This is a genomic window from Xenorhabdus budapestensis, from assembly GCF_017743015.1.
Classification (GTDB): Bacteria; Pseudomonadota; Gammaproteobacteria; order Enterobacterales; family Enterobacteriaceae; genus Xenorhabdus; species Xenorhabdus budapestensis.
Genome location: NZ_CP072455.1, coordinates 2,986,366 through 3,006,403 on the forward strand (window position 1 = coordinate 2,986,366; position 20,038 = coordinate 3,006,403).

At 50.6% G+C, this 20,038-nt stretch carries 24 protein-coding genes; all 24 read left to right on the forward strand.

What is annotated here, in order from left to right:
* Window positions 1–59: 59 nt before the first annotated feature.
* The 24 genes from HGO23_RS12995 (at window position 60) to HGO23_RS13110 (ending at window position 20,010) form a co-directional block, all read left to right on the forward strand.
* Window positions 60–221 carry a hypothetical protein gene (locus tag HGO23_RS12995; protein WP_209026921.1) on the forward strand — a complete coding sequence of 54 codons (162 nt, stop codon included), beginning with the start codon at window positions 60–62 and terminating at the stop codon, window positions 219–221.
* 142 nt (window positions 222–363) lie between these two features.
* Window positions 364–945: an RNA polymerase subunit sigma-70 gene (locus HGO23_RS13000; protein WP_209026922.1), complete on the forward strand. Its 582-nt coding sequence runs from the start codon at window positions 364–366 to the stop codon at window positions 943–945.
* Window positions 920–2,896: a phage terminase large subunit family protein gene (locus HGO23_RS13005; protein WP_209026923.1), complete on the forward strand. Its 1,977-nt coding sequence runs from the start codon at window positions 920–922 to the stop codon at window positions 2,894–2,896. Before HGO23_RS13000 ends, HGO23_RS13005 begins: the two co-directional genes overlap by 26 nt.
* Before the next feature lie 9 nt (window positions 2,897–2,905).
* Window positions 2,906–3,154 carry a gpW family head-tail joining protein gene (gene gpW / locus HGO23_RS13010; RefSeq protein ID WP_209026924.1) on the forward strand — a complete coding sequence of 83 codons (249 nt, stop codon included), beginning with the start codon at window positions 2,906–2,908 and terminating at the stop codon, window positions 3,152–3,154.
* Entirely contained in the window at window positions 3,154–4,806 is a 1,653-nt protein-coding gene (locus tag HGO23_RS13015) for a phage portal protein (protein WP_209026925.1), read from the forward strand. Before gpW ends, HGO23_RS13015 begins: the two co-directional genes overlap by 1 nt.
* Window positions 4,806–5,660 (forward strand): S49 family peptidase, encoded by an 855-nt coding sequence (locus HGO23_RS13020; RefSeq protein ID WP_209028786.1) that lies wholly within the window; start codon window positions 4,806–4,808, stop codon window positions 5,658–5,660. Before HGO23_RS13015 ends, HGO23_RS13020 begins: the two co-directional genes overlap by 1 nt.
* Window positions 5,661–5,662: 2 nt before the next feature.
* Window positions 5,663–6,259, forward strand: a complete 597-nt coding sequence (locus HGO23_RS13025) for a hypothetical protein (RefSeq protein WP_209026926.1) — start codon at window positions 5,663–5,665, stop codon at window positions 6,257–6,259.
* Complete coding sequence (locus HGO23_RS13030; protein WP_099137477.1) at window positions 6,259–6,651, forward strand: head decoration protein; 393 nt, start codon at window positions 6,259–6,261, stop codon at window positions 6,649–6,651. Before HGO23_RS13025 ends, HGO23_RS13030 begins: the two co-directional genes overlap by 1 nt.
* A gap of 114 nt (window positions 6,652–6,765) precedes the next feature.
* Window positions 6,766–7,812: a major capsid protein gene (locus tag HGO23_RS13035; RefSeq protein WP_209026927.1), complete on the forward strand. Its 1,047-nt coding sequence runs from the start codon at window positions 6,766–6,768 to the stop codon at window positions 7,810–7,812.
* A 1-nt stretch (window position 7,813) separates the two neighbouring features.
* Window positions 7,814–8,140, forward strand: a complete 327-nt coding sequence (locus tag HGO23_RS13040; protein WP_209026928.1) for a DUF7210 family protein — start codon at window positions 7,814–7,816, stop codon at window positions 8,138–8,140.
* Complete coding sequence (locus HGO23_RS13045) at window positions 8,130–8,459, forward strand: head-tail joining protein (RefSeq protein ID WP_099137475.1); 330 nt, start codon at window positions 8,130–8,132, stop codon at window positions 8,457–8,459. The genes HGO23_RS13040 and HGO23_RS13045 overlap by 11 nt, the downstream gene beginning before the upstream one ends.
* Window positions 8,456–8,995 (forward strand): ATP-binding protein, encoded by a 540-nt coding sequence (locus HGO23_RS13050; protein WP_209026929.1) that lies wholly within the window; start codon window positions 8,456–8,458, stop codon window positions 8,993–8,995. The genes HGO23_RS13045 and HGO23_RS13050 overlap by 4 nt, the downstream gene beginning before the upstream one ends.
* A 4-nt stretch (window positions 8,996–8,999) precedes the next feature.
* Complete coding sequence (locus HGO23_RS13055; RefSeq protein ID WP_099137473.1) at window positions 9,000–9,185, forward strand: DUF2635 domain-containing protein; 186 nt, start codon at window positions 9,000–9,002, stop codon at window positions 9,183–9,185.
* The gene (locus tag HGO23_RS13060) at window positions 9,185–10,675 is read left to right on the forward strand and encodes a phage tail sheath subtilisin-like domain-containing protein (RefSeq protein ID WP_099137472.1); all 1,491 of its coding nucleotides are present in this window, start codon (window positions 9,185–9,187) and stop codon (window positions 10,673–10,675) included. Before HGO23_RS13055 ends, HGO23_RS13060 begins: the two co-directional genes overlap by 1 nt.
* A gap of 9 nt (window positions 10,676–10,684) precedes the next feature.
* On the forward strand, window positions 10,685–11,053 hold the full coding sequence (locus HGO23_RS13065; protein WP_209026930.1) for a phage tail tube protein: 369 nt from the start codon (window positions 10,685–10,687) through the stop codon (window positions 11,051–11,053).
* Window positions 11,054–11,062: 9 nt separating this feature from the next.
* Window positions 11,063–11,356 (forward strand): phage tail assembly protein, encoded by a 294-nt coding sequence (locus tag HGO23_RS13070; RefSeq protein ID WP_209026931.1) that lies wholly within the window; start codon window positions 11,063–11,065, stop codon window positions 11,354–11,356.
* Window positions 11,357–11,473: 117 nt separating this feature from the next.
* The gene (locus HGO23_RS13075) at window positions 11,474–13,387 is read left to right on the forward strand and encodes a hypothetical protein (RefSeq protein WP_099137429.1); all 1,914 of its coding nucleotides are present in this window, start codon (window positions 11,474–11,476) and stop codon (window positions 13,385–13,387) included.
* Window positions 13,388–13,460: 73 nt separating this feature from the next.
* Window positions 13,461–14,585: a hypothetical protein gene (locus HGO23_RS13080; RefSeq protein WP_099137430.1), complete on the forward strand. Its 1,125-nt coding sequence runs from the start codon at window positions 13,461–13,463 to the stop codon at window positions 14,583–14,585.
* 176 nt (window positions 14,586–14,761) lie between these two features.
* Window positions 14,762–16,171, forward strand: a complete 1,410-nt coding sequence (locus HGO23_RS13085) for a DNA circularization protein (protein ID WP_209026932.1) — start codon at window positions 14,762–14,764, stop codon at window positions 16,169–16,171.
* A complete protein-coding gene (locus HGO23_RS13090; protein WP_209026933.1) occupies window positions 16,168–17,274 on the forward strand; it encodes a phage baseplate assembly protein in 1,107 nt (368 codons plus the stop codon). The genes HGO23_RS13085 and HGO23_RS13090 overlap by 4 nt, the downstream gene beginning before the upstream one ends.
* Window positions 17,258–17,845, forward strand: coding sequence for a phage baseplate assembly protein domain-containing protein (locus tag HGO23_RS13095; protein ID WP_209026934.1), 588 nt, complete (start codon window positions 17,258–17,260; stop codon window positions 17,843–17,845). The genes HGO23_RS13090 and HGO23_RS13095 overlap by 17 nt, the downstream gene beginning before the upstream one ends.
* Entirely contained in the window at window positions 17,842–18,288 is a 447-nt protein-coding gene (locus HGO23_RS13100) for a phage GP46 family protein (RefSeq protein ID WP_099137534.1), read from the forward strand. Before HGO23_RS13095 ends, HGO23_RS13100 begins: the two co-directional genes overlap by 4 nt.
* Entirely contained in the window at window positions 18,278–19,417 is a 1,140-nt protein-coding gene (locus tag HGO23_RS13105) for a baseplate J/gp47 family protein (RefSeq protein WP_209026935.1), read from the forward strand. The genes HGO23_RS13100 and HGO23_RS13105 overlap by 11 nt, the downstream gene beginning before the upstream one ends.
* Complete coding sequence (locus HGO23_RS13110; protein ID WP_209026936.1) at window positions 19,414–20,010, forward strand: YmfQ family protein; 597 nt, start codon at window positions 19,414–19,416, stop codon at window positions 20,008–20,010. Before HGO23_RS13105 ends, HGO23_RS13110 begins: the two co-directional genes overlap by 4 nt.
* Window positions 20,011–20,038: the final 28 nt, after the last annotated feature.

Below are 20,038 nucleotides of genomic sequence, written 5' to 3' on the forward strand. Positions count from 1 at the left end.
AGCGGGATAAAAAATCGACATGGGCGACAACCAGCACCTACAGTACCTAAAGGGGTGATATGAAAAAGACTCAAATGCAAATCATGCAAGAAGCTATCAATAAGCTGAACGCTATGAGCGATGATGACTTCTTGTCTGCTCTTATTAAAGCAGGAGTTGCCGACGCTGGCGATGCAGCGCCTTCTATCGACGAAAGTGAAGGAGGCAAAAGAGGGCGGTAACGCGAGGTAACAGAGAGGGTAACGCCGTGTAATTTTTTGGGTCCTTCCTAAGCCTTTGATATTTCAGGGGCATTGCGCGCCGCGTTTTTTCACTAGTTATGAACTTTTGAAATTTGGGTAACAGGTAACACTGAGGTAACAGATGAACCAGTCAGAATTTGCCAAATTGCATGGGGTCAGCCGCAAGACCGTTACCCAGTGGAAAGCCCGTGGCTGGCTGGTTATGGCGGGTGACGATATCAATGTTGAAGCATCAAATGCCAATATCGAACGTTACCGGAAAACTGTTACCCGGAGTGAAAAAAAGCCCAAAGGTAACAAGCAAGGTAACAGTCAGGGTAACAAACCGGGTAACACATTAGGTAACACGCCTAAACCCGATACTCCGGCCCAAGTTGTCGAGCGCATCCTCACCGAGCGCGGGGCAACAATGTCACTGGATGAAGCCAAGACTATGAAAGAAAACTATCTGGCGCTGCTAACCCAGCATGAATATGACCTGAAATCCGGTAAGGTGTTGCCGTGGCAGGACATGATCGATGCGGTCAGGCAGGAGTATTCGCGGATGCGCACTCGGTTAATTGCCATCGCTCCTGAACATGGTCCCCGATTACGGGCGATGGCTGGCACGGACACGGACACAGAATTTGTAGTGGCGCTGCAAGAAATCATCTACGAGGCAATGGAGGAATTGAGCCTTGATCACAGTGAACAAGGGGGATAATACGGCATGGCAAAACTTTACCCTTGCGCTGAATCAATGCCGGTCTGATATTCACCCCCCAGAACCTTTATCCTTAAGTGAGTGGGCCAATAAATACGCGGTACTGTCCAGAGAAAACAGCGCTCAAACGGGTAAATTCCGGTCGTTTAAATATCAGGATGGCATCATGGATGCGATTACCGATCCGTCAGTTACCCAAGTGTCCGTAATGAAATCCGCCCGCGTAGGTTACACTAAGATACTGGATCATGTGATTGGTTATTACCTGTCGCATGACCCGTCACCAATACTGGTCGTTCAACCCCGGGTGGAAGATGCAGAAGGCTACAGTAAAACCGAAATTGCGCCAATGTTGCGCGATACCCCGGTATTGAAAGATATAGCCGGCGAAGCCAAAGCGAAAGATTCCAGCCAGACTATCCTGAATAAGACCTTTTCCAACGGGGCGGGCCTGACACTGGTCGGGGCGAACTCGCCCGGCGGATTCCGTCGTATCACCTGTCGCATCATCCTGTTTGATGAAGTGGACGGTTACCCTTCGGGCGGCGCAGGGGCGGAAGGTGACCAGATAGCATTGGGTATCAAACGCTCTGAGACATTCTGGAACCGTAAGATCGTGTTGGGGTCAACTCCTACTGTCAAAGAGACCAGCCGGATAGAAAAAGCCTTTAAGGACAGTGACCAGCGTTACTACTACGTGCCCTGTCCGCACTGTAATGAATATCAGGTGCTGGAATGGGGCGGGCCTGATACCCCCTACGGCATTAAGTGGGAAAAAGACGAATACGGCAACGGATTACCAGAGACCGCCTATTACGTCTGCCGTCATCACGGCTGTGTGATTCAGGCCAGCGATAAGCCCGGCCTGATTAAGCGGGGCGAATGGCGGCCCAGTCAGCCGTTTCGGGGGCATGCCGGATTCCATCTCTGGGCCGGTTACAGCCTGTTTCCGAATGCGGCATGGAAATATCTGGTGGCGGAATGGCTCCGGGTGAAAGATGACCCCCTGATGCGCCAGACCTTTATTAACCTCGTCCTCGGTGAGCCTTATGAAGACCGGGGTGAAAAGGCACTCAGTGAACGTAAACTGCTGGAACGCTGCGAAGTCTGGGCGGCCGAAGTGCCGGACGGGGTTGCCGTTCTGACGGCGGGTATTGATACCCAAGATGATCGCTTTGAAATTGAGGTGGTCGGCTGGGGGCGAAGTGAAGAAAGCTGGTCGATTGCCCATGATGTGATTGAAGGGGATTTAGAAACGGATGAGCCGTGGCTGCGTCTGGATGCTTATCTTAAACAAATATGGCGTCGGGCTGATGGTCGTGGTTTTGCGATTACAGCAGCCTGTATGGATTCCGGCGGTCATCATACACAAAAAGTGTATCACTTTTGCCGTGCCCGTTTAGCTCGTCGTCTCTGGGCGATCAAAGGGGAATCCGCTCGCGGCGGTAAACGTTCACCTGTATGGCCAACCAAGCGTATTACTTCACGCTCTAAATCCAGTTTTAAACCGATTATTATCGGCGTGAATGCCGCTAAAGACACTATCCGTGGTCGGTTACACATTGAGCCGCCAGAGAATACAGATCCGGCCCCCTCTTACATGCATTTCCCCATTGATCGTGATTTGCATTATTTCAGCCAGTTATTGGCCGAGCGGTCGGTGATTAAAGACTCAGGGGGTCAGCGATATCGCGTTTGGGAGCAAATTCCCGGTCGCGCCAACGAAGCGCTGGACTGCCGCGTCTACAGCTACGCCGCGTTATGCGGCCTGATGTACATGGGACTGAAGCTTAATTTGCTGGCAGACAACATTGTCGGTAATCCTGATCGGTTAATCGCCCCCCCGGCCCAACCGGAAATAAAAACCAATCTGCGTTTCCCCGGAGCAATCATTCCTGAATCAACGGAGGATAAGCCCAAACGGAAGCGTATGTCACAGCTTCTGCCCTAAGGAGAACAAATGCGAAGAACCAGTCTGCTTACCGGCATGAGCCGTGAACAGCTCCACGCCGCACTCAATGCCGCTCAACTAGCCTATATCGAACTGTCAACCGGAACGAAAGGCGTCTCATTTTCGTATACACAAGGGGATGGGACCCGCACTGTGTCGTATCAACAAACCAGCCTGGGCGATTTATTGGCGCTTATTCAGGCAATACAGACCGAACTGGGGATCACGACAAGACGACCAATCAGGGTGAGGTACTAATGAGCGTTAAAATCTTGGGACCCAATGGCGAGCCGTTACCGCCCTCAAATGCGAAATTGAAATTTAACGCATTATCGGGAAGCGGGCGCATTCCTTATGATGCCGCAGACTCATCCAGCGACCAGCTGGCAAACTGGCAGCCGGCGCTGTGGTCACCGGATAATGAAATTAACATCTATCGTGACCGTATCGTGTCACGCATGCGCGATTTGGCGCGTAATGACGGCTGGGCGTCCGGCACCATCACCCGCGTATTGGATAGTGCCATCGGTGCGAACTACCGACCGATATTTAAACCGGATTACCGGATGCTGAAATTACTCACCGGTAACAATGCGTTTGATGCGACCTGGGCCAATGAATACGGCAAAGTGATTGAAGCCCACTGGCGTTCGTGGGCGAATGATCCGGGGCGTTACTGTGATGTCGAACGCAAACAGACAGTGTCCCAAATGCTGCGCCTTGGCTTTCGTCACAAGTTACTTGACGGCGATGCTTTGGCGGTACTGCAATACCGGACTGACCGGTTAGGCAAAGGCCGCGGACGTTATGCGACCACCATCCAGATAGTGGATCCCGACCGCCTCAGTAATCCACAGGAACGTTTCGATTTAGAATATGTTCGCGGTGGCGTCGAGATAGACAGTGATGGCACCCCGGTTGCTTACTATATCCGGGAAGCCCATATCGGCGATTGGTACAGCGGCAAAAAAACCATGACGTGGGATCGCATTCCCCGTGAAACCGCGTGGGGCCGTCCGCATGTGGTGCATGACTTTGACCATGAGCGCGGCGCACAACATCGCGGGATTGGCATCTTGGCGCCTGTAGTTCAGCGGCTGAAAATGCTGATTAAATATGACGAATCAGAACTTGAGGCGGCGATCCTGAATGCGATTTTCGGGGCGTATATTGAGTCACCCTATGATTCACAGATGGTGGCGTCAGCCCTCGGTGACAACGGCGATTTCAGTGGTGACGAACTCAGCGCGTATCAAACACAGCGTGCGGAATATTATGAAGACAAGCGCCTTAACTTACAAAATGGCGCCCGTATTCCTCATTTATTCCCGAATGAGAAAATTGTCACGATTTCGGCCACGCGCCCAACCAGTAATTTCGACGGATTTGAAAGCGCAGTACTGCGAAATATCGCCGCCGCGACCGGACTTTCCACGCAACAGGTCACGCAGGACTGGTCAGATGTGAACTATTCCTCTGCCCGTGCTGCGATGCTGGAAGCGTGGAAGACTCTGACGCGCCGTCGTGATGATTTTGCTATCGGATTTGCTCAACCTATTGCCTCTGCGTTTGTGGAAGAAATCCATAACATTGAGGATTTACCCTTACCCAGTAATGCCCCTGACTTTCTGGATGCGAAAGCGGCTTATTGCCGTGCGCGCTGGATGGGACCCGGTCGCGGCTGGTTAGACCCGGTGGCGGAGAAGAAAGGCGCTATTCTGGGGATGAATGCAGGTCTTTCAACCCTTGAGATGGAGGCGGCAGAAAATGCCGGTGAAGACTGGGAAGAAATGCTGGATGAGCGTGCGCGTGAAATTGAAGCCTTTAAAGAGCGCGGTATTCCACTGCCTGAATGGGCTGAACCGGCACCGCAACAGCAAACCAACAGAGGATCAGGGGAATGGGAATGATGAACTTGCCCCACTTAGCCCAGCGGTTGTTTAATGTGCCGCTGGCAATCCATCCGCGCAAAGCCGAAGTCGTGATGGCAGCACTAACCGACCGCTTCGGCATTACCCGGATTCATGCCGGGATGGACTGGGATGATGAGGATGACTCCTTTACCCGGCGCGGGCGTGATACAGGCTATGACGTTTTAGAGGGAACTGCTGTCATTCCGGTGCAGGGAACGCTGGTGCAAAAACTCGGTTCCTTGCGTCCTTACAGTGGCATGACCGGTTATGACGGCATTCGGCAGGTGTTTCTGAGGGCACTGAATGACCCGGAGGTCAAAGGCATTTGTCTTGATATCGATTCCCCCGGCGGTGAAGTGGCCGGTTGCTTTGATTTGGTGGACCTGATTTACCAGTCACGGGGGGAGAAACCCATTCACGCTATTCTGAGTGAGAATGCCTATTCTGCCGCCTATGCAATTGCCAGTGCCGCCGACAAAATCACTGTGCCGCGCACCGGTGGCGTCGGTTCAGTGGGCGTGATTGTTATTCACTGTGACTGGTCGCAGCGCATTAAAGAGGACGGTCTGAAAGTGACTATCATCACTTACGGGGATCGTAAGGCAGAAAGCAACCCTTGTGTGCCGCTGAGCAATGAAGCGAAAGCCACTGTCCAACACGATGTTGATGAAATGGGGCGTCTTTTTGTACGCACTGTTTCCCGTAACCGCGGACTCTCGGAAGAGAAAATCCGCAATACACAAGCTGCCTGTTATCTGGCAGATGAGGGCGTACAGATTGGGTTAGCGGATGAAGTCGCTTCCCCGGATGTCGCATTTCAAACACTGATGAAAGAGTCTGGAGTGATTTAACGATGTATAAATTTGCACATTTGTTAGGGATCAAAGCCCGTGCCACTGATGAGCATGAGGAAGACGAAAACGCCCGTGAAGCAAAAAGCCGTCGTGCCGAAGAAGAGGAGCACGACGAAAACGCGGAAGACGATAAAGATCGTGAAGACGCCGAAAAACAGGACGACGAAAAGGAAAACAAAAAAGCGAAAAAAGCCAAGAAGGCGAAGTCAGAAGACGATGACGACGATCCGGATGCGGAAGACGATAAAGATGATGCTGACGCTGATGAAAATGAGGACGTCAAAAAAGGCCGCCGTGCCGAACGTAAACGTTGTGCCAAAATCTTTGGCAGCAAACATGCTGCGGGTCGTTCTGATATAGCGGCGCATTTAGCCTTTAACACCCGCTTGTCCGCGCATGAAGCGATTAACACGTTGTCAGTCATGGGCGCAGTCACCCCGCCATCTGCCAAATCCAGGCCGTCATTGGATGAACGGATGCGCAACGAAAAACAGGTACGGTTAGGCCCGGATGCACAGGTTCCGGTGGCAGGCAGTGCCGAAGCTGCGGTAGCCACGGCGACCGCGTTGTATAACCGAGTAAAAGGTAAGCAATAATGGAAAATATAGGCCCTAACCCTTTCGCCCCCGGCATGACGTCGAGCATGTTTATTCCTGATCAGCTCATTGCCGGCCAGTTACAGTTAGTCACCGATAGCGTGACGATGGCCCAATTCGGCCTATTGAAGCGCGGTTCCGTACTCGGCATGAACAAGTCCGGGGAATATGTGTTGAGTGTGAAAACCGCGACAGACGGCAGTGAGAAACCCGCCGCTATTCTGGTCGATGCGGTGGATACCACCGTCAGCAGCCAGACCGCGGGCGTGTACCTGATGGGGGAATTTAACGCGCACCGGATTATCTTTGATAAAAGCTGGACGTTAGCCGAACTCAAAACTGCCCTGCGCCCCTTCAGTATTTTCCTGAAAGACAGTACGCCGGGATTTTAATTCCGACCACCTTTTTCTGATTACATCTGATGCCGTTATCTGGCAGGGCTGCGCTCGTTTTCATTTTCAGGCTGGCGGTAATGCTGCTGGCTTTACTATCTATAGAGAAACTGCATGAAAATTTATGATACTAACGTGCTGGTTGGTTTAGTGCCTAACCTGATCACCAGCCAAAACTGGTTGCTGGACCGCTTCTTCCCCAACGTTATCACCGAAGACAAGGAAGAAGTGTCCATTGACGTAGATATCGGCAAACGCCGTATGTCGCCGTTCGTCTCACCGTTGGTCGAAGGTCAACTGGTCGAAAGCCGTACCTACCAGACCAATACTTTTAAACCAGCTTATATCAAGGACAAGCGCGCGCCCGACTTACTTAAACCGGTCCGTCGTCAGATTGGGGAACGTATCGGTGGCGAATTCAGCGCGGGCGAGCGTGAAATGTTAAACCTGCAGTTTGAGATGACCGACCAAATTGATTTAATTAACCGTCGTCTGGAGTGGATGGCCGCTAACGCGATGGTTTTTGCCAAAATCACCGTTGCAGGCGTGGGTTATCAAACGAAAGTGATTGATTTTGGCCGCTCTTCCGATCTCACTGTCACACTCAGTGGCAGTGACAAATGGCCACTGAAGGTGGACGCGGGGAAAACCAACACCAAACCCTCCGAAGACATTGAGGATTGGGGGCTGCGTATCCTCAAAACCACCGGCTCTGCGCCCACGGATATCGTTTTCACTAGTAAATCGTGGCAGGCCTTTTGTCGTGACACCTCGATTGAGAAAGGGGCGATAGTACTTCCCTTACTGAATCCGGCAGATCGGCAGGTGGATATTGCCCCTCGCGTAGCAACCGGTGCGGTTCATAAGGGGCGCTGGGGGAATTACGACCTGTGGTTGTATAACGACTGGTTTATTGACCCTGTCGATAATGTTGAAAAACCGATGATACCGGACGGTGCTGTACTGATGTCAGGCGCGGACTTGATGGGAACGCGCGTCTTTGGTGCGATTATGGACCCTGCGTTCAGTTATGGCCCGATGGCCTACGCGCCGAAATCGTGGTTGCAGGAAGATCCGGCTCAGCGTTTCCTGATGATGCAATCCGCGCCGCTGGTTATTCCAAGCCGGGTGAACGCGGCATTGTGCGCGATGGTGGTGTGACATGACGAAAAAAACACAGGAACCGGGCGGATTACCGCCCGAATTGCAGGTCGGGCCAGCAGATGATGTTACCCCACAAGGCATTCAACCCACTTTACCCGGTAAGCGGCGTGCTGATGAGGAAGCCGCCCCTGAGCTGGTTGTTGTCAAAGGAAATACAGTGCGTCATAACGGTGTTGACTACCCTGAAAATACCGTGATTGAGGTCTTCGGTGACGATGCGGAACGCCTGATTCAGTTGGGCGTTATCCTGCGACTGGATGACCTGAGAGCGCAGTTATTATCCAGCAACCCAGTGACCGTTCAGCGGGGGGATCATGCCGATTGACTGGGATAAACATTTACTGGCCCCGCTGCATAAGCAGTTTGCAGAGCAGGTGAACTGGCGGCCTAAGTATGGTGAGCCTTACGACATCATGGGCGTGTTTGATCGCGCCTATACCCAGCAGGTGGGATCCCTTGACGGGGACAGCGACATTAATACCACTAAACCCCTGTTAGGCGTCCGTGATGCCGTATTCAAAGTGCCCCCCAAACAGGGCGACAAAGTCTTTGTGTATCGCGCCAATACCGAATTTATTGTGAGCGATGTGCAACCGGACAGTCACGGCGGCACGCACTTACAACTCAATAAGGTAAAATCATGAACGCATCAACCGTGCGTAACCTGGTGGTTCAGGCCCTGACAGGAAAGACGGATGCGCAATCCCGCGTCTATTCCCCGCGTGACTGGTCAACACGGGGTGATGATTATCCGTGCATACTGGTACAAACTACGTTTGATCATAAAAAGTCACATGGCCGTAATGCGCCGCAGTTTGACACCATTACAACGGTCAGAGTCACCGGACGCCTCGAGGCGTTTGACAGTGAGTGGGGAAATGGCGCAGAGCAGGCAGAACTCGCACTGGAGACCCTGCGGGCGCAAATCGAGCGTGCCGTGATAAACAGTTATGCGCTCACAAAGGAAATACAGCAATTTGCGGAGATCCGGTCACAGATTGATATTGATGCCAGCGGGGAAGGACATTTAGCTCAGCTTCTGATGGACATCGACATTGAATACTATCAGGGGCCGGAGGATTTTTACCCGATTGAAACAAACCCGCTGGAGGGCATTGATGTGACGATTGCGATGCCGGAATACACCCCCGAACCCCATATCCGTATTAATCTGGAGTAACCCTATGTTTGTCAAACCCGTTGCCGGGCGCAGTGTACGCGATCCGGCCAAAGGTACTCATCTGCCTGAAGGTTGCACAGAAGTCCCCAACACGCTGTTTTGGCACCGTCGTGTAAGGGATGGCGACGTTGAACTCTGTCAGCCAGTAGCTGAAACCAAACTTACTAAAAAGGCGCAGGAGACTGAATAATGGCTATCCCTTTTTCCCGCATTCCCAATAACCTCAGAACCCCGCTGTTTTTCGTGGAATTTGATAATTCAATGGCAAACAGTGCCACGGCAACCCAGCGCTCGCTGATCCTCGGTCAGATGCTGGATAAGGCTATTGCTGCCCCCGATATTCCGGTGCGCATTTCTTCCGCTGAACAGGCGGCTTCCCAGTTCGGTCACGGTTCCCTGCTGCATGGCATGACCGCGGCGTATCTGGCGAATGATCCCGCGGCGGAATTGTGGGCGCTGCCCCTGAAAGACAGTGATAACCTGCTGACCGCTAAAGGATCGGTGGAGATGGTATCCCTGCCGGCCCGCGCGGGCGTGATTTCCCTGTATATTGGCGGACAGCGTGTGCAGGTGACCGTCATGGCGACCGATAAATTGACGCAGGTTGCGGAGTCACTGGCGGCAGCCATTAACCGCAAGATTGCGCTGCCTGTCACGGCAACAGCGACCAATCACACCGTCACGTTGACCGCGAAAAACAAAGGCGCTCACGGCAATGGCATTGATATCAGCCTCAATTACCGGGGACAAGCCGGGGGCGAAGAAACCCCGGCAGGCATGGACTTACGTATCATTCAGATGACAGGGGGCGCAGGTGCACCCGAGCTGAAAAATGGCCTGGCTAATCTCAGTGACCGGGCATTTGATTTTATCGTCAATCCGTACACCGATACCGCTTCATTGGATGAACTCAAGGCCTTTTTATCCGATACCGGCGGGCGCTGGTCATGGGAACAGCAATTGTACGGTCATGCATTCAGTGTGGTCAGTGGCATTTACGGAGAGCTGGCAGATATTGGCGAGCGCCGGAACAATCAACATGAAACCCTGTTGGGGTTGACGAAATCCCCGACACCTGACTACATTTGGGCGGCGGCCATCACCGGGGCGGCGGCACCGAGTCTGAGAAATGATCCGGGCAGGCCGCTGCAAACCTTGCCTGTCGCGGGCGTTTTATCCCCGGATGCTGAGAACCAGCTCGGCCTGATTGATCGCAATAACCTGTTGCACAGTGGCATTTCCACGTTTACGGTGGCCGATGACGGCACGGTACAGATAGAGAACCTGATCAGTACCTACCAGAAAAACCCGTACGGTGATAATGACGACAGCTACCTTCAGATAGAAACGCTGTTTTTGCTGATGTACGTCTCGCGGTATATCCGCACCCAAATCACCTCAAAATTAGGGCGAATGAAACTGGCGAAAGACGGCACCCGCTTTGCGCCCGGCTCGGCCATTGTTACCCCTAATATTGTCCGGGCAGAACTGATCGCCCAATACCGGACACTGGAATTCAACGGTTATGTGCAGGATTCTAAGGCTTTTGCCGCAGGCTTAAGGGTCGAGGTTAACGCCCATAATCCTAACCGGCTGGATGTCCTCTGGACTGGCACGCTGATCAATCAGTTGCGTGTCTTTGCGCTCTTGAACCAGTTCCGTCTGCAACCGACGTCATAAGGAAACCTCATGGGAAATACAACTCGAAGGCTGGCGGGGACAGCCTATCTCACGGTGGATGGTGTATCCATTATGGTAGTGGGGGACTTTACCTACGGCCCCTCGGCCGTCACCCGCGAGACCTTAACCGGGATGGACTACGTGCACGGGTACAAAGAAAAACCCAGTCCGTGCTTCATTTCCTGCCGGGTACGTGACAGCGGCGGCACGACCGTGGCGGATTTTAACAATCAGACCAACGTCACCATTGTGGCCGAACTGGCGAACGGCAAGACCATTATTGGTGAAGGCATGTGGACCGTAAACACGCAGGAAGTGCGCAGCGAAGATGCGGAGTTCGAAGTCCGTTGGGAAGGCATTTCGGTAACAGAAAACTAAGAGGCAATCATGGAAAAAACAAAAGTTATCACACTGAGCAAGCCGATTGAAAGTAACGGCGGCAAAGAAATTTACCAAGAAATTCATTTGCGCGAACCCTGCCTGATTGAGGTTGAGCAGTTTTATGAGGCACAAGCGAAGAACCCTAACAGCTCTCTGCCTGCTATGCGACTGCTGATTGCGTTGGTATCAAACATACCCGAATCGATCTTAAAAAAGATGGCTATTACCGACTTTAACGTTTGCCGGGAATTTTTGACGAATTTTTTAGTTTATACCCCCTCCGGGGATGGCAGCAATTAGCGGCTGATGTCACTTATTTTTACCGCTGGGGGCCACAAGACGCGTGGCTCCTGAGTCGGTCGCGGCTAAATTGGTGGGGTGAGCAGGCAGAACGGATCAATCAAGCGAGGTCGGGTAATGGGTAATGCATTTGACTTTGAGTTACACGCGGATGATAACGCCACAAAAGCACTGGCAGAGATTGAAGCCAGAATTAAGCAACTGAACCCTTTGCTGGATTCGACACGTGAAGCATTGCGGTTCGGCGGCAATGAAACACAGGAAAATGTAGGGGGACTAAGTAATCAGCTACGTGATATGTCGAAGTTTGCCAAAGATAACGTTCAGCACATCGGCGCTATCATTCCTCCGTTGAAAAATGTCGGCGAACTCACCGCAAAATATGGCAGTCTTGCCAAAAAATACGGGGGGATCGTCGGTGGCGTGGGTGCCATCGGTTACGGTATCGCCAAAATGGGGCAAAAGCTGAACGAACAAAGCAAGGAAGCCTATGATCTGGATGTTATGGCAAAAAATAACAATATGACCGTCGAAGAGTTTTCCCGATTGTCGGGTGCGATGGTGATATTAGGCACAGATGCAGACAAAGCAAAAGAGTCTGTTGATGGGCTGTATAAAATCTTTAACGATCCGCTACAGGCAAGGAACAGTGCAACATTAGCACAGCTTAATAGCATGGGCGTGTCCATTGTTCGTAAGGAAGACGGTACAGCGGATATCTCGAAGACCATGGAAGAGCTGGCGAAAGTGTTTCCGACCTATTCTTCTGCAAAACAGAAAACCATTGCTGATTTTCTGGGATTAGATGCGAATACCTTATCGTTATTGCGTGAAGGGGCCAAATACAAGCAGTTATTAGCCAAGTCCGATAAATTAGGATTAACGGTCCCTAATGGATTAAACCAGCAACTCACCGATTTAAATGGCACAATAAATGAACTCAATGCCTCATGGGAAGGGCTTAAGCAACGTGTCAGTAATGCTACTACAAACTTTTTAACCTCAGATGGCTCTGTTGACGATGGTCTTAAAGGGGTCAGTGACATATTAACTTATGGTCCAGACAACTTTGCGATCATGCGCACCCTAGGGGCAACAAGAGGGAATGAATCAGACCAGTTGCGATGGGGTTATAACACGCCGGAATTTTATAAAACACTCAGTACGTATGAAAAAACGATGCTGGATTTTGGCCTGATGACCGATGGATACCGGAAAAAATACCAAAAATGGCATGAAAAAAAGGGGACTGAAAAAACGAAACCTCCCATTGTGCCTGAAAATCAAAAACATTATCAGGATATTTATCAAATACCGAATGATCCAAATCGGGTAAAAAACTCAGGCACCCCCCCGCGAGGCATTCGCAATAACAACCCCGGCAATTTAATTGCTGCACCAAATACCACAGGAGAAGATTTCGGTAATAATCACAAATATGTGAAGTTTGGTACAGCACATGATGGGTTATCCGCGATGGCGCGACAAATAATGCTGGATGCAGAGAGAGGGCGGAATGACATTACCTCTCTATTATATAAATATGCGGGACCAGAAGGTGGTAATGATACGCCTGCCTATATTGAATGGGTTTCTAAGGGAACAGGCTATGGGCGCAATCAGCCTTTGGATATGTATAACCCTGAAATCCTGAAAAATGTCATGAAAAAGATGATTGAATTTGAAAATGCATCAAATCCTTACAGTGACGAGCAAATCAAAGCGGCTATTAATGACGCTATTCACAGTGATCGCTGGAAAGGTAAGCGAAACCCTCAAATACTCAGAGAGCAGCGTCTGCAATACGGCTCTGGTGAGCAAGAGCAGCAATTCCCTTCACTCTACAGCAAGAAAAAGGATGTTGAATCTGAGGCAGAAATAGCAAAAGGTATGGCGAAAGCGTTTCAGGAGGCTATGGGGGATAAACCGTTTCAGGTTGAGATCGTCTTGGTAAATGATAAGACCGGAGAACGGCAAAAGTTCCAGTCGAATTCTGCCGGAAAAGTCACAACTTCTATGCAGTACCCTTGAAAATGACTTATATTTTATTCAGTAATGGTGGTTTTAGCATTCTATGAATGAGATATGAGGTAGGTGGGTAACGATGACTATATGGAATACTTTTTGGCTTCTTCTTGTGATCTTTGTTGTTTCACTAATGGTCGCTAAATCATCAAAACCAACTTGGTATAGAACAATAGCTACTGCTATAGCTTCATTAATTGGCGGAGGTATAGGTTTTGCTCTGATTGGCTCCGCATTTTTTTACTTTGTATTTAGTTCTGATTGTGACAGGAAGATTGGTGAATTCTATGAAAGTAAAGGCTCACTTTGTTATGGCGCAAGAGAAATCAATACTCTGACAGGGAAAGGCGACAAGGATGATGCAGTTATTATGAAATATGCCATTTTGGATAAAGATAAGGCGCTTGTCTATCCTCATAAAATGGAAACTCATATTATTTATGCCGAGGATGGAGAACTGAAATTTTCGCCATATGATAACTATAAACTCGTCCAGAAATTACATGAGGAATATGAAAAACCTGTCACGTCAAATGTAGATTATGAATGCCGTGGTAGTGCCTCTAAGCGATATTTCTATGTGTTAACCGCACCCCAAAAACAAAATAATGGTGGTGCTTACGCCCTTTGTTATAAAGGGGTGGATTATACTCAGACTTTGGCAGAGCAATCAGGTAAAAAAGGTTTAGCAGGGGATGGTCTTCGGATTACGTCCACATGGAAACTAAATGATTATGAAATTATGTATGTCGCGCTATACAACGAAAATACCGGTGCCGCAGTTATAGAGATGGTTGCCATAGATGCTGCCGGGAAAATACGATCGTCATCAAACCTGATTGATAAAGACAGGGATATGCCAAATTCAGATCCTGATGGCTCATTCAATATTGTTGGTATTGCCAAATCAAAAAATCAATTCAATAGGATATATTTTAATCTCATAGACGCGACTAACGTCACTCTCTATCAATTTGAAGCCCTTCCCAGCATCATATCTACAAGGGCGACAGCTAAATTCTTCGCTCATGGAGCTGGATTCTGGGTTGGGAACTCAGGGAACGTATCAGTAAGTCAATCGTATGTTTCCCCAGAAACAGGGCGTTATGAGGTAAATGTATTGTTGAACAAGAATGGAAAGGAAATTTGCAGACTGGATGATAGCAAAAATTACCTTCTTTCCGATCAGCAGTGCATAAAATAGCCCCTTATGGGGCTTATTTTTTTGACATTTTTTCTAATGTTTCCAGCAGAGCAGCCTTGAACTTATCAGCCTCAAGCTGAGCCATCTAAAAAATAACTAACCCGCCCCGTGAAGTGAACCCCAAATCCTAGCCGCCTCGTGCGGTTTTTTTATGTCCAAATTTAAGAGGAGCATGTATGGCCTTTATTAAAGATGCCATTTCCTCATTGCTGGGTGGCGGCAATGACTCATCATGGAAATGGTCAGAACATTTACACCCTGCCTCGTTTCGTGGTGTGCCGTTTGCGGTGGTATCCGGTGAAAGTGTCTTTGGCCGCCGTCAGGCTGTACATGAATACCCGTACCGTGATACTGCCTGGCTGGAAGATTTGGGCCGGGCGACCCGGAGGATAACGATCCGGGGGTTTATCATTCAGAACAGTGCGGTTTATGACGCCCCGGATGTCATCACACAGCGAAAGAATCTGGTGGCGGCCTGTGAAACCGGATCTGCGGGGACATTGGTGCATCCGACACTGGGTGAACTGACCGTCAGTGTGACAGAAAGTGGCCTGCGTATGACTGAGAGCGCGGAATCGGGCCGGGTGTTTGAGTTCACGTTAACGGTGATTGAGTCCGGCCTGAAAGTCTTTGCGGTCACCAACAGCACCAAATCCGCCACTGAGGTAAAGAAAAACTGGCTGAAAGTCTACACGACCACACTGGCGAAATATGTCTCAATGGTGAGGGGGGAAATCCGCTCGGTGGTACAGGGGATGCGGATCATCAAACAAACCGCCAATCAATGGGTGGGGATGGTGACCCGTTCGGTGGATGAGGTGACCAACCTCAGCGATATGCTGAAAACCACTTTCGGCAGTGAGCGTTATGGCCGTTATCAGCGCGGGACAATTGGCGGTACGGTATCAGGGGCAACCGGAATTCGGTCACGGGATGATAAATCGCGTAATGAGGCTGAGATAGTGAAGAAAACCACCGCTGAGGTGGTGATGGGCCGTAAAGCCATTGCCCGCAGCCTTGAAGCCCTGAATATTGCCCCGACCGTGGAAGTCTTTAGCGAGGCAGCCGGTGATGCGGTGATGGCGATTATCCAGTCGGCAGGCAGTACTGATGAGAAAGCCGCTATCTTTGAGCATCTTGCTGCCTTTCAGAATACCCGCTACCAGCAAGGCACGGTTGACCGGCATGTGACTGAAATGACCGTTCTGTTACTGGTGGTGTTGTCGGCGGGTGCAATGGCACAGGTCGCCAGTGAGTTTACCCCGGCAAACAATCAGGAAGCCCATGATTTACAGAAAAGGGTATGTCATGCGCTGGATACGGCCTTAGTGATGGCCGGTGATTTAAGTATGGATGAGATTTATCAGTCCCTGATGGCATTACGGGATGAGTTTATAACCAGTGCAGTACTGAAAGGCGCAGAAGCCGGACGGTTAGCCCAGTTCAGTCTGCCCGCGGTGTTACCGGCACTGACGGTAGCTAACCGGATTTATCAGGATGCCGGACGCAGTAATGAACTGATACAGGCGACTAATCCCCGTCATCCGGCGTTTATGCCTACCCGATTTAAGGCGCTGAGACAATGAAAAAAAACGATGAACTGTCATTAGTGATTGCCGGCAAGGCTATTTATGGCTGGGACAGTGTCCGTGTAACACGGGGCATTGAACGGTTGCCGTCTGATTTTGAACTGATGTTGATGGACTATTATCCCGGCAGCGATCAGAAGCAACAGGTGGAAGTGGGTCAGTCCTGTCAGGTATTACTGGGGAATGATCCAGTGATGACGGGATATATTGATATCTGGAATTCGTCCATTAACAAAAGCACTCACCAGATACGGGTGACCGGACGCGGTAAATGTCAGGATTTGGTTGATTGTTCGGCAAAATGGCCGAACAACGTGATTACCTCGGCGACGGCATTACAAATTGCTCAAAAACTGGCGCAATGGTACGGCATTGAAGTGAAATCGGATGTGACTGATATGAAAGCCGTACCGCAATTCACCCTGAACTGGGGGGAGTCTTCACAGGAAATCATTGACCGCATTACTCGCTGGTCTGCCCTGCTGTATTACGACACACCAGACGGCAATTTATTTCTGACCCGTGTCAGTGACAAAGTGGCTGCCAGTGGTGTAGCGCAGGGGAAAAACATTGAGCAGGCAGATTACCAGTCCGCCATGAATGAGCGGTTCTCAGAGTACATCGGCCTGTCGATGAATGTCAGCGGGTTAAGTGAACTGTCGGCAGGAAAAGGTTATGACGTGGTGACGATTGCGACAGCCAAAGATCCGGAAGCGGAAAAGATGCGCTACCGCAATTACGTCACTATTATCGAAAGTACTTTGCATACCTGGGGAAAACAGCAAGACGCGATTAACTGGGAAATGAACCGACGTTATGGCCGCTCTAAAGTACTCAAAGTCTTGGTTGATAGCTGGCGGGATGTCAGCGGGACACTGTGGACGCCCAATACCCTGATCCCGATCCATTTACCGGTATTCGGGCTGGAATCCGAACAATGGCTGTTATCTGAAGTGTCTTATGTTCGTAATAAAGATGACGGCACACGGGCAGAACTGACCCTGATGCCGCCGGCAGCGTTTGCCGTACAACCGTATGAATTTTACGATGCAATCATGGAAATGCGTGACGGAGGTTATTCACATGATGGAAGCCATTAGAAATTTAAATCGCCGCGCAATGATGATGCTCGGTTTAGGCAGGGTAACTACCTGTAATGATAAAGGGGTTATCCAGCAAGTACAGTATCAAACCGCGATGGAAGTTCGGGACAACACGCACCGGATCGCCGAGTTTGGTTTTTCATCCGGGTTACCTGCCGACACCGATGTCGTACTGGCGTTCTTAGGTGGTGACCGCTCTAATGCCGTGGTGATTGGCAGCAATCACCAACAATACCGGCATAAAGGGTTAAATCCCGGTGAAGTGGTGGTGTACAACCAGTGGGGGCTGCATATCCTGCTGACGGCATCGGGGATCACCATTGAAGCGAAAGGGCAGCCGGTCACCGTCAATAATGCGTCAAAAGTCACTGTCAATGCCTCCACCGAAGTATTGCTGAATACTCCGGTACTGAAAGTGACCGGCGATGTCATTGATAACTGCAACAGTAACACCACGACCATGAAACAGTTACGTGATGCCTATAACCGTCATACGCATCCCGTGTCTGGTGTGAAATCCGGCGATGCGACGGTCACCAGTCAGATAACCGGAGAAACCGTCAAATGAGTGATATCACTTCCTGGTGGGATATCAAAAATATTCATGCTGACTGGCTGGCAGGACGCGGGGATTTGGTGACCGGGAATGATCTGCAAACGGCCATCATTATCAGTTTATTTACGGATCGGCAGGCACGGCCTGACGATGATATAGAGAGTACTGACCGTCGCGGCTGGTGGGGTGACAATGGGGCTGATTATCAGATAGGTTCCCGGCTGTGGTTGTTACATCGGCAGAAACTAACCCCCCCTGTCGCGTTGGCGGCTGAGGATTATGCCCGTGAGGCGCTGCAATGGATGCTGGATGATGGCGTGGCCGCGGCGATTGATATCCGTACACAAATTGTCTGGCCCAATCGGCTGAATATGATAATCCGTTATCAGCGTCCGGGGCGGGATAACGAGGATCTACGCTTTTTTTGGGTCTGGGAGCAAGAAAATGCCCTTTAAACGAAAAACACTCACTGAACTCCGGGCACAGAACCGCAGTTATTTACAATCAGAATTACAGGAAACCGGCCCGTTATTGCGCTTTTCCAACATGGGCGTACTGGCAGATATGGATGCAGGTATGGCGCACTTGCATTACGGTTACCTTGACTATATCGCCAGGCAGACTACCCCGTTTACGGCCACGGATGAATGGTTGTCTGGATGGGCGGCGTTAAAGAAGATTTTTCGCAAACCGGCAACAGCGGCTCACTGTGAGCACTATCAGTTTACAGGGATGACAGGAACTATCATCCCTGCCGGGACAAGACTTAACCGGGGGGATGGGTATCAGTATCAAACTCTGACTGAGATCCGCATTGCTGCCAATGGACAGGGAAATGCCAGCCTGATTGCGTTATTACCGGAAAGTACCGAGGATGATTCGGGTGGCGGTGCGGCAGGGAATGCACCAGCGGGTGCGGTATTAACGCTGGATCAGAGTCTGGCAGGGGTTGATGTTGAAGGGACGGCGATTATGCCCATTACGGGCGGGGCAGACATTGAGAATGAAGCGGATTTTCGTTCCCGTATGTTACTCGCCTATCAGGGCACACCACAGGGCGGTTCTGATGACGATTATAAACAGTGGGCGCTGTCCGTGCCGGGCATTACCCGGGTCTGGGTCAGACCAAGAGCAGCCGGGGCCGGAACAGTCGGTGTCTATATTATGTGTGATAACAATACGCATGGCGGTTTTCCTATCGGCACAGATGGCGTGTCATCCCATGAACCGTATGCAGTGCATGCCACCGGAGATCAGATGAGGGTGGCTGATGCTCTTTTTACCTTACAACCGGTCACTGCCTTAGTCTGGGTGTTATCGCCGATAAAATTCCGGCTTGATTTTACCCTCCACGGCCTTTCTCATATCAGTACCGATGTGACGGAGCGTATTAATGAGGCGATTGATAACGTACTGTTTGAAAACGGTAACCCGGATGGCTCCGGGCGCATATTGATATCTGAACTGCAATATGCCATTGCGGGCGTACCGGGCACAGCAGGATTTGTGATCACATCACCGGCAGACAATATTGCCTTACCGGTTGGTCACTTACCCGTACGGGGCGAGGTGAAATACACATGAAACAGTATAGCGTGGCGGATTATACCGCGGCACTAAATGGCCTGTTACCTGCCGGGATGGCGTGGACGCGGCGCCCGGAGTCGGCTATCAGTAAGGTCATCCGGGCGCTTGCCCGGAGCTGTCACCGCAGTGACCAGGATGCGCATTCATTACTGGAAGGCAGCTTCCCGGCAACCGCAACAATCATGTTACCGGAGTGGGAAAAATCGCTAGGGTTGCCGGATGACTGCGCCATTGGGGAAATTGACAGTATCTCATTGCGGCAAAAATCGGTAGTCTCAAAGTTATTACGCACAGGCGGTCAGTCCAAATCCTATTTTATCGGACTGGCGGCAGAACTGGGATTTCACATTACCATTACGGAATTTCGGCAGGCCAGAGTAGGCATGTCTGCGTGTGGGGACGCATTAAATGGCGGTGACTGGCCGTTTGTCTGGCGCATTAATGCCCCGGCGACCACGATAAATTACGCTGTGGCAGGCGGCAGCTATTGTGGTGATCCGTTGCGTTCATGGGGCAATAAAAAGCTCGAATGCCAGTTTCAACGGATAAGCCCGTCTCACACAATCCTTCAGTTCGGTTACGTCCAGTAACCCTCATAAATTTCAATTTCATTTCATT

Bases quoted from the DNA above. Each gene is read 5' to 3' on its own strand.
- HGO23_RS13065 (WP_209026930.1), top strand. From the start codon at position 10,685: ATGGGAAATACAACTCGAAGGCTGGCGGGGACAGCCTATCTCACGGTG.
- HGO23_RS13105 (WP_209026935.1), top strand. From the start codon at position 18,278: ATGCCCTTTAAACGAAAAACACTCACTGAACTCCGGGCACAGAACCGC.
- gpW (WP_209026924.1), top strand. From the start codon at position 2,906: ATGCGAAGAACCAGTCTGCTTACCGGCATGAGCCGTGAACAGCTCCAC.
- HGO23_RS13090 (WP_209026933.1), top strand. From the start codon at position 16,168: ATGAAAAAAAACGATGAACTGTCATTAGTGATTGCCGGCAAGGCTATT.
- HGO23_RS13110 (WP_209026936.1), top strand. From the start codon at position 19,414: ATGAAACAGTATAGCGTGGCGGATTATACCGCGGCACTAAATGGCCTG.
- HGO23_RS13085 (WP_209026932.1), top strand. From the start codon at position 14,762: ATGGCCTTTATTAAAGATGCCATTTCCTCATTGCTGGGTGGCGGCAAT.
- HGO23_RS13055 (WP_099137473.1), top strand. From the start codon at position 9,000: ATGTTTGTCAAACCCGTTGCCGGGCGCAGTGTACGCGATCCGGCCAAA.
- HGO23_RS13050 (WP_209026929.1), top strand. From the start codon at position 8,456: ATGAACGCATCAACCGTGCGTAACCTGGTGGTTCAGGCCCTGACAGGA.
- HGO23_RS13070 (WP_209026931.1), top strand. From the start codon at position 11,063: ATGGAAAAAACAAAAGTTATCACACTGAGCAAGCCGATTGAAAGTAAC.
- HGO23_RS13060 (WP_099137472.1), top strand. From the start codon at position 9,185: ATGGCTATCCCTTTTTCCCGCATTCCCAATAACCTCAGAACCCCGCTG.
- HGO23_RS13040 (WP_209026928.1), top strand. From the start codon at position 7,814: ATGACGAAAAAAACACAGGAACCGGGCGGATTACCGCCCGAATTGCAG.
- HGO23_RS13080 (WP_099137430.1), top strand. From the start codon at position 13,461: ATGACTATATGGAATACTTTTTGGCTTCTTCTTGTGATCTTTGTTGTT.
- HGO23_RS13030 (WP_099137477.1), top strand. From the start codon at position 6,259: ATGGAAAATATAGGCCCTAACCCTTTCGCCCCCGGCATGACGTCGAGC.
- HGO23_RS13000 (WP_209026922.1), top strand. From the start codon at position 364: ATGAACCAGTCAGAATTTGCCAAATTGCATGGGGTCAGCCGCAAGACC.
- HGO23_RS13015 (WP_209026925.1), top strand. From the start codon at position 3,154: ATGAGCGTTAAAATCTTGGGACCCAATGGCGAGCCGTTACCGCCCTCA.
- HGO23_RS13020 (WP_209028786.1), top strand. From the start codon at position 4,806: ATGAACTTGCCCCACTTAGCCCAGCGGTTGTTTAATGTGCCGCTGGCA.
- HGO23_RS12995 (WP_209026921.1), top strand. From the start codon at position 60: ATGAAAAAGACTCAAATGCAAATCATGCAAGAAGCTATCAATAAGCTG.
- HGO23_RS13100 (WP_099137534.1), top strand. From the start codon at position 17,842: ATGAGTGATATCACTTCCTGGTGGGATATCAAAAATATTCATGCTGAC.
- HGO23_RS13035 (WP_209026927.1), top strand. From the start codon at position 6,766: ATGAAAATTTATGATACTAACGTGCTGGTTGGTTTAGTGCCTAACCTG.
- HGO23_RS13095 (WP_209026934.1), top strand. From the start codon at position 17,258: ATGATGGAAGCCATTAGAAATTTAAATCGCCGCGCAATGATGATGCTC.
- HGO23_RS13025 (WP_209026926.1), top strand. From the start codon at position 5,663: ATGTATAAATTTGCACATTTGTTAGGGATCAAAGCCCGTGCCACTGAT.
- HGO23_RS13075 (WP_099137429.1), top strand. From the start codon at position 11,474: ATGGGTAATGCATTTGACTTTGAGTTACACGCGGATGATAACGCCACA.
- HGO23_RS13045 (WP_099137475.1), top strand. From the start codon at position 8,130: ATGCCGATTGACTGGGATAAACATTTACTGGCCCCGCTGCATAAGCAG.